The following is a 5477-nucleotide window of genomic DNA, read 5'->3' on the forward strand; positions in this document are numbered from 1 at the left end:
CGCCGGCCCACCTCACCCAGCCGGACGGAGAGGTTGTTGAGGGCGCTGGCGAGGTCGGGCAGGTAGGCGTCGGGGTTGGCCTGGGCGAGGGTGCGGTAGCGGTCGACGGCTTCCTCGACGGCGGCCAGGCCCTCCGCCCGCCGGCCCACCTCACCCAGCCGGACGGAGAGGTTGTTGAGGGACATGGCGAGGTCGGGCAGATGGGCGTCCGGGTTGGCCTCGGCCAGGGTGCGGCGGATGGCAACGGCTTCCTCGACGGCGGTCAGCCCTTCCGCCCGCCGGCCCACCTCACCCAGCCGGTTGGAGAGGTTGTTGAGGGCGCTGGCGAGGCCGGGCAGGTAGGCGTCCGGGTTGGCCTCGGCCAAGGTGCGGTAGCGGTCGGTGATGGTGTGGGTGAGGCTGGCGGCGGTGGTGGCGAGGCGGTGGCTGGTGTGGGGGAAGTGGCTGTAGAGCGTGGTGAGGGTGTTGAGGGGGGTGTCGGGGCGGGTGGTGAGGGTGTCGAGGGCGGTGGTGAGAGGGCTTGGGTGGTCGGTGCGGGTGGCGGTGGTGATGATGTGCGGTGCCAGGGCCTCGTGGTGGCGGAGGCAGAGGTCGGTGAGCCGGCCGTCGAGGCGGCTCTGGAAGACGGGGTGGGCGGCGGCGCGGCTGTAGACGGTGAGGAGTTGCTCGGCCTGGGTGTCGTCGGCGCCGTCGAGGAGCCGGTCGGCGAGGCGGGGGTCGGCTTCGAGGGCGCGGCCGGCATGGCGTTCGGCGAGGCGGTCGGGCTGCAGTGCACCCCACGGTGGTCCGCCGGGAGCGGCCACGGTTGGGGGGTAGAGGGTGGTGAGCCAGGCGGTAACGGTGTTGCGGCGGTCGCGGGGCTGGTCGGCGAGGGCGGGAAGGCGTCGCCAGAGCAGGTCGGCCTGGTCGCGGTCGGCGGCGCCGACCAGGTGGGCGGCGGCGAGTGCGGTCTCCAGGGTGTCCGTAGCCAGGGTGAGGCCGCGGGCGCTCGCGCTGCCCTTCCAGTAGCGGCTCTCGTGGCCGAGGAGTCGGTCCTCGACGTCCTGCGCGTCCTCGTCGTCTCCGGTGTGGTCGGCGGGTTCGGTGCGGGCGGTGTCGAGGAGGTCGGCGAGGGCGGTCATGTGGAGGGTGAGCGCGTTGCCGTAGGCACCGTCGCCGAGCCGCCGAGGCGGTTGCAGGCTCGTAGCGGCCGCGGTCCAGTCGTGCCCGGCGAGGCCCTCGACGAATGGAAGCGCGGCCGCGAGGGCGTGGGCGGCGTTGCGGTAGTGGTCGACGCGCCGGTCCGGGTTGTCCTCCAGGGCGGTGAGGCGGCGCGTGCGGGCGGCGGCGAGGAGTTCCTCGGCCTGCCGGCTTCCTGTTCGGGTCTGTTGCCACCAGTCGCCGGCGGTGCGGGCCAGGAGCAGGAGCTTGAAGGGGCTGGTGCCGGGGTGTTCGGCGGCGGCGTCGACGAGGGCGCCGAGTTGTTCGGGGCGGGTCTCGGCGTAGTCGAGGACGACCAGCAGCGGCCTGGCCGCCCGCCGCAGCTCCAGCAGCTGTTCCGGGCGGGCGCCGGCGCGCGGCCACAGCACCGTCCACCCCTGCCCGGTGAGCTGTTGGCCGAGGTGGTGGGCGAGGCGGGTCTTGCCCTGCCCACCCGGGCCGTGCAGCAGCAGCGCGCCGAAGCCGCCCCGACCGCACCAGGCCTCCAGTTCGGCGAGCAGCTCCTCGCGGCCGTGGAAGGGGACGGTCTGGCGTCCGGCCTCCAGCAGCGCCGCCGGTGTCACCGCGCCGCGCCGCGGGGCGGAGCTGCCGGTGGGGTCGGCGAGGTCCTGGAACTCCACCGCCGCCAGCCCGCCTGTCGGCCCGCCGCCGTGCTCCGAGAGCGCGGCCCGGAAGGCGGGGTCGTGGTGCAGGACGTAGGAGGGGACGACGTTGAGCCGGCCGTGCCCGGAGTGGGCGCGGTCGGAGGCGACGACGCCGGTCAGGTAGCGGTCGCAGAACACCGCCGCCCCCGACAGGCCGCCCCACGGCGACGTGCCGTCGCCCGGCCATCCGGCGACGGGGGTGCGCAGGTCCATGACGTACTGGTTGCCGGCGAGGCCGCTGCCCGGGTTGATCTCCCCGCCCAGCTGGACCGCCTCGACCGGCCAGCCCTTGCGCTGGGCCTCGTCCGGAACTCCCCAGGTCTCGCACGGGGCGCCGGGCTCGGAGGTGGCCGGGCGTCCCCACACGACGGGGTCGGTGGGCGGTTGCCAGTGCGGGGAGTCGTCGACGAGGACGAGTGCGGCGTCGTCGCGTCCGCGCGGCGTCCCGGCCCACACGACGGTCCCGCCCGCGTCGCCGCCCAGGCCGGGGTGGAACACCTTCACCCGGGTTCCGGCCGGCCCGGTCACGTGCGCCGAGGTCAGCACCAGACGGCCCCCGACCGCGTACCCCGAGCCCGGCCACGGTGTCGATCCGGCCTCCGGACCTCTCGGCCCGGTCACCCCGGCCACCCTCGGCTGTTCCACGTCCCGCCCCTCCCCGAAGCACCTGCCGCACTGCCCGGGCCCCGTCGTGCCCGCCGGACCCGCCCGCCCCCGCTGTCCGTCAGTTCGGGATTCGCCCCGACACGTCACCGGGCCCGTCCGGGCGCTCCTGCACGGAGTGCACGAGCAGATCGGTACCGTCGGCCCGCTTGGGGGTCAGAGTGAAGGAGATCCGGTGCGTGCGGCCCCGCGAGACGCCCGCCTCCGCCTCCGCCCCCACCGCCCACAGCTTGAACTTGGCCTTCGCCTTCGCGTCGGCGCGCAGCTCGACCTCGAACTCCATCTCCACCGGCCCCACCGCGAACACCACCCCGGGGTCGTCCCCCGCCCGGGCGGCCGCCTCCAGCAGTTCGTCGCGCACCGCAGCGACCGCGTCCGCCAGCGGAACATCCATCGGACCCACCCCTCATCACACACCCGACCGGCGGTCAGGTCGATGCGGACACCGTAGAGCCCGTTCCCCCAACTGCGCAGCCGAAAGCTCCCGTTGATCGAAGCCCGGGTTCCACCACGGTGCGGATCCACGAATGTCGACTGTCCGCACTCTCCAACGGTTGCACCTGATGCAACATCGTGGCACCGGAGCCCATCGGGCCAGGCCAGACGCCCCACGGCACCTGAAGGGCGAACGCGATCACCCCATGGGACCGGGCCGCAGCCGCGCCCGCCCCGTGCGGTGTTGATGCAGAGGCAGCAATTCCGCCTACTTCGAATCGTGCACCTCGGCCAACGGAACAATGTGGTCAACGTCCAGCCCCGAGGCGGAAGTTACGGTCACGCCGTCGTAGTACGAATACCACTCGCCGCCGACGAGCTTGCAGCCCGCGGTCACCTCCGGCGCGACGACGGCCTCGGACAGGATCACCTCCGACCTCGTTGAGCATCCGTCGGACAGGTCCAGGCCACGGTTCCAGTGCTTGTACAGACTGCGGTCGTAGCCGTCGCGGCGCTCGTCGGCGATCGGCAGCGCGGCGACCGCGTCGGACAGGGACAGCGGACCCGCGACACGCCCGGCAGCGGCAGGGGCTGGCCCGGCCGGAACGGCAATCGGCACGTCGACGGCGCCCGCGGGGACGGTGCTGCCCAGCAGGGGCAGTGCGGCGAGAGCGAGCACGGTCAACCCGCGCCGCAGCAGTTTCTTGATCATGGTGCGGTTATAGCGACCGTTCGCGTCCACCCGACCCCTATCGCACAAGAGATCACCCTGTCGGGTGGCGCGCCCGGCCCGCAGTGGACCCATACCGGAGGAAGCCCGTCACCCCTCCGTGCGCAGGCTCACCGTCGCACTGGCCGACTCGCAGGCCCGCCTGCCCGGCCTGCGCGCCTTCGCCACCCGGACCGGAGCCTTCGGGCTGTAGCCCAGCCGCAACTGGCAGCCCGGATCGCGCCGGAGCCAGCGACCCACCGCACGATCATGCGGACACTCGGATACGGCACCCCCTGCGGCTGGTCAGGCCCGGCGGCCGGGCCCCGGGCATAGGGTTCGGCCATGGAATCAGCACATCCGGTTGCCCGCCGCCCGTGGATCGTGGGAGTTTCCGGTGCCTCGGGCACCCCCTACGCGGCGTCCGTGATTCGCGCCCTGCTGGCGGCCGGGGAAAGCGTCGACCTCGTCGTCAGCCGGGCAGCGCGCCTGACCATCCTCGACGAGACCGGCATCTCGTTCCGTGACGCGCACTGGCGCGAGGACCTGACGGCATGGCTCGCAGTCGACGCGGGCCCGCGCCGGGCCCCGGACCTCGGTGACGACCGGGCCCGGTACTGGTCGGCCGGGGACTTCGCGGCCGGGCCGTCCAGCGGCTCGTACCCGGCGAAGGGGATGCTCGTCGTCCCCGCCACCACCGGGGCTGTCGCCGGGATCGCGCTCGGCCTGTCGAAGGACCTCCTCCAGCGGGCCGCGAGCGTGACGTTGAAGGAGCGGCGCCCCCTGGTGGTGTGCGTGCGCGAGACCCCGCTGAACGGGACCACGCTCAAGCACCTGGTGGAGCTGGACTCGCAGGGCGCCGTCGTCCTCCCCGCTTCACCCGGCTTCTACGCCGGCGGTTCCACCGTCGGCGAGTTGGTGGACTTCGTCGCCGGTCGGGTACTCGACGCCGCGGGCGTGCCGCACAGCCTGTACCGCCGGTGGGAAGGCCATCTCGGAGGAGCCGCGTCCCCGGGCAGTACCCGGACGTAGGCCGCCAGCCGGGGGCGGTCGTGCGGACCGAGCGCGGGCCCGGCCGCTACGCCGCGGTGGAGGGGCCGCGAAATCCGGTTGCCCACGCGCACGACCGTGCCGCAGAGTAGGCGCATCAGCCCGGCAGCACCGCCAAGGAGAGGAACGCACGTCATGAGCAGCAGCCAGTCGTATCAGCGTTCTTCGAGCTCTCAGCAGAGCCAGGGGTATCCCTCCGCGCGGTAGACCGGCACCTCACGTGCCTGGCCGCCCACGGGGGACTCACCCCGCCTGGGCGGCCTTTCTCGTTGCCGCCCCGCAGTGCCGGATGGTGCAACTGGCAGCACGCCTGATTCTGGATCAGGAGACTCGAGGTTCGAATCCTCGTCCGGCAGCGCAGCACCTGGAGAGTTGGCCGAGTGGTAAGGCAGCGGCTTGCTAAGCCGTAGTCGGGTGGAAGCCCGCGCGCGTTCGATCCGCGCACTCTCCGCGCAGGACAAAGCAGTTCACGGAGGAGCCAGCCGACAGGTGGCGCCGGCCTCGGTCTTGAAAACCGTTGGGGTGCGCGAGCACCCGTGTGGGTTCGACCCTCACTTCCTCCGCCAAGGGCGAGCTGGGCATTGGAGAGCCCAAGGGTCTGTAACACCCCCGCTTCGGCTGTGCCGGTTCGACTCCGGCCTCGCCCACCACACACTGACCACACTGGTGGGGGCCGGGGGTAACCCACGCGTGAAACACCCGCCCCCCGGGCGGGGGCACCCCCCCCCCCCCCCCGCGGGTTGGGGGTTTCTGAAAACAACTGCAAATGCGCACGC

Annotated in this window: 4 protein-coding genes and 4 tRNA genes; 5 read left to right on the forward strand and 3 right to left on the reverse strand. The window is 73.1% G+C overall.

Annotated features, from left to right (window positions below; genetic code table 11):
- From ACF1AK_RS03025 to ACF1AK_RS03035, 3 genes are all read right to left on the reverse strand, one after another.
- On the reverse strand, nucleotides 1–2489 hold a 2489-nt coding region (locus ACF1AK_RS03025; RefSeq protein ID WP_391497005.1), incomplete at its 3' end, for a tetratricopeptide repeat protein.
- A 79-nt stretch (nucleotides 2490–2568) separates the two neighbouring features.
- Nucleotides 2569–2901 carry a trypco2 family protein gene (locus ACF1AK_RS03030; RefSeq protein ID WP_391497006.1) on the reverse strand — a complete coding sequence of 111 codons (333 nt, stop codon included), beginning with the start codon at nucleotides 2899–2901 and terminating at the stop codon, nucleotides 2569–2571.
- A gap of 309 nt (nucleotides 2902–3210) precedes the next feature.
- Nucleotides 3211–3654 carry a hypothetical protein gene (locus ACF1AK_RS03035; protein ID WP_391497007.1) on the reverse strand — a complete coding sequence of 148 codons (444 nt, stop codon included), beginning with the start codon at nucleotides 3652–3654 and terminating at the stop codon, nucleotides 3211–3213.
- 342 nt (nucleotides 3655–3996) lie between these two features.
- Here ACF1AK_RS03035 and ACF1AK_RS03040 point away from each other — a divergent pair, with 342 nt between their 5' ends.
- From ACF1AK_RS03040 to ACF1AK_RS03060, 5 genes are all read left to right on the forward strand, one after another.
- Nucleotides 3997–4683: a UbiX family flavin prenyltransferase gene (locus ACF1AK_RS03040; protein ID WP_391497008.1), complete on the forward strand. Its 687-nt coding sequence runs from the start codon at nucleotides 3997–3999 to the stop codon at nucleotides 4681–4683.
- 301 nt (nucleotides 4684–4984) lie between these two features.
- Nucleotides 4985–5057, forward strand: a tRNA-Gln gene (locus tag ACF1AK_RS03045).
- A 10-nt stretch (nucleotides 5058–5067) separates the two neighbouring features.
- Nucleotides 5068–5152, forward strand: a tRNA-Ser gene (locus ACF1AK_RS03050).
- Between the two features lie 20 nt (nucleotides 5153–5172).
- Nucleotides 5173–5267 (forward strand) — tRNA-Ser (locus tag ACF1AK_RS03055).
- 1 nt (nucleotide 5268) lies between these two features.
- Nucleotides 5269–5351 (forward strand) — tRNA-Tyr (locus ACF1AK_RS03060).
- The last annotated feature ends 126 nt before the right edge of the window (nucleotides 5352–5477 follow it).

The sequence above is a fragment of the Kitasatospora sp. NPDC015120 genome (assembly GCF_043080305.1).
GTDB lineage: Bacteria > Actinomycetota > Actinomycetes > Streptomycetales > Streptomycetaceae > Kitasatospora.

Coding starts and splice junctions, on each gene's coding strand:
- ACF1AK_RS03030 (WP_391497006.1), bottom strand. CDS start 2,901: ATGGATGTTCCGCTGGCGGACGCGGTCGCTGCGGTGCGCGACGAACTG.
- ACF1AK_RS03035 (WP_391497007.1), bottom strand. CDS start 3,654: ATGATCAAGAAACTGCTGCGGCGCGGGTTGACCGTGCTCGCTCTCGCC.
- ACF1AK_RS03040 (WP_391497008.1), top strand. CDS start 3,997: ATGGAATCAGCACATCCGGTTGCCCGCCGCCCGTGGATCGTGGGAGTT.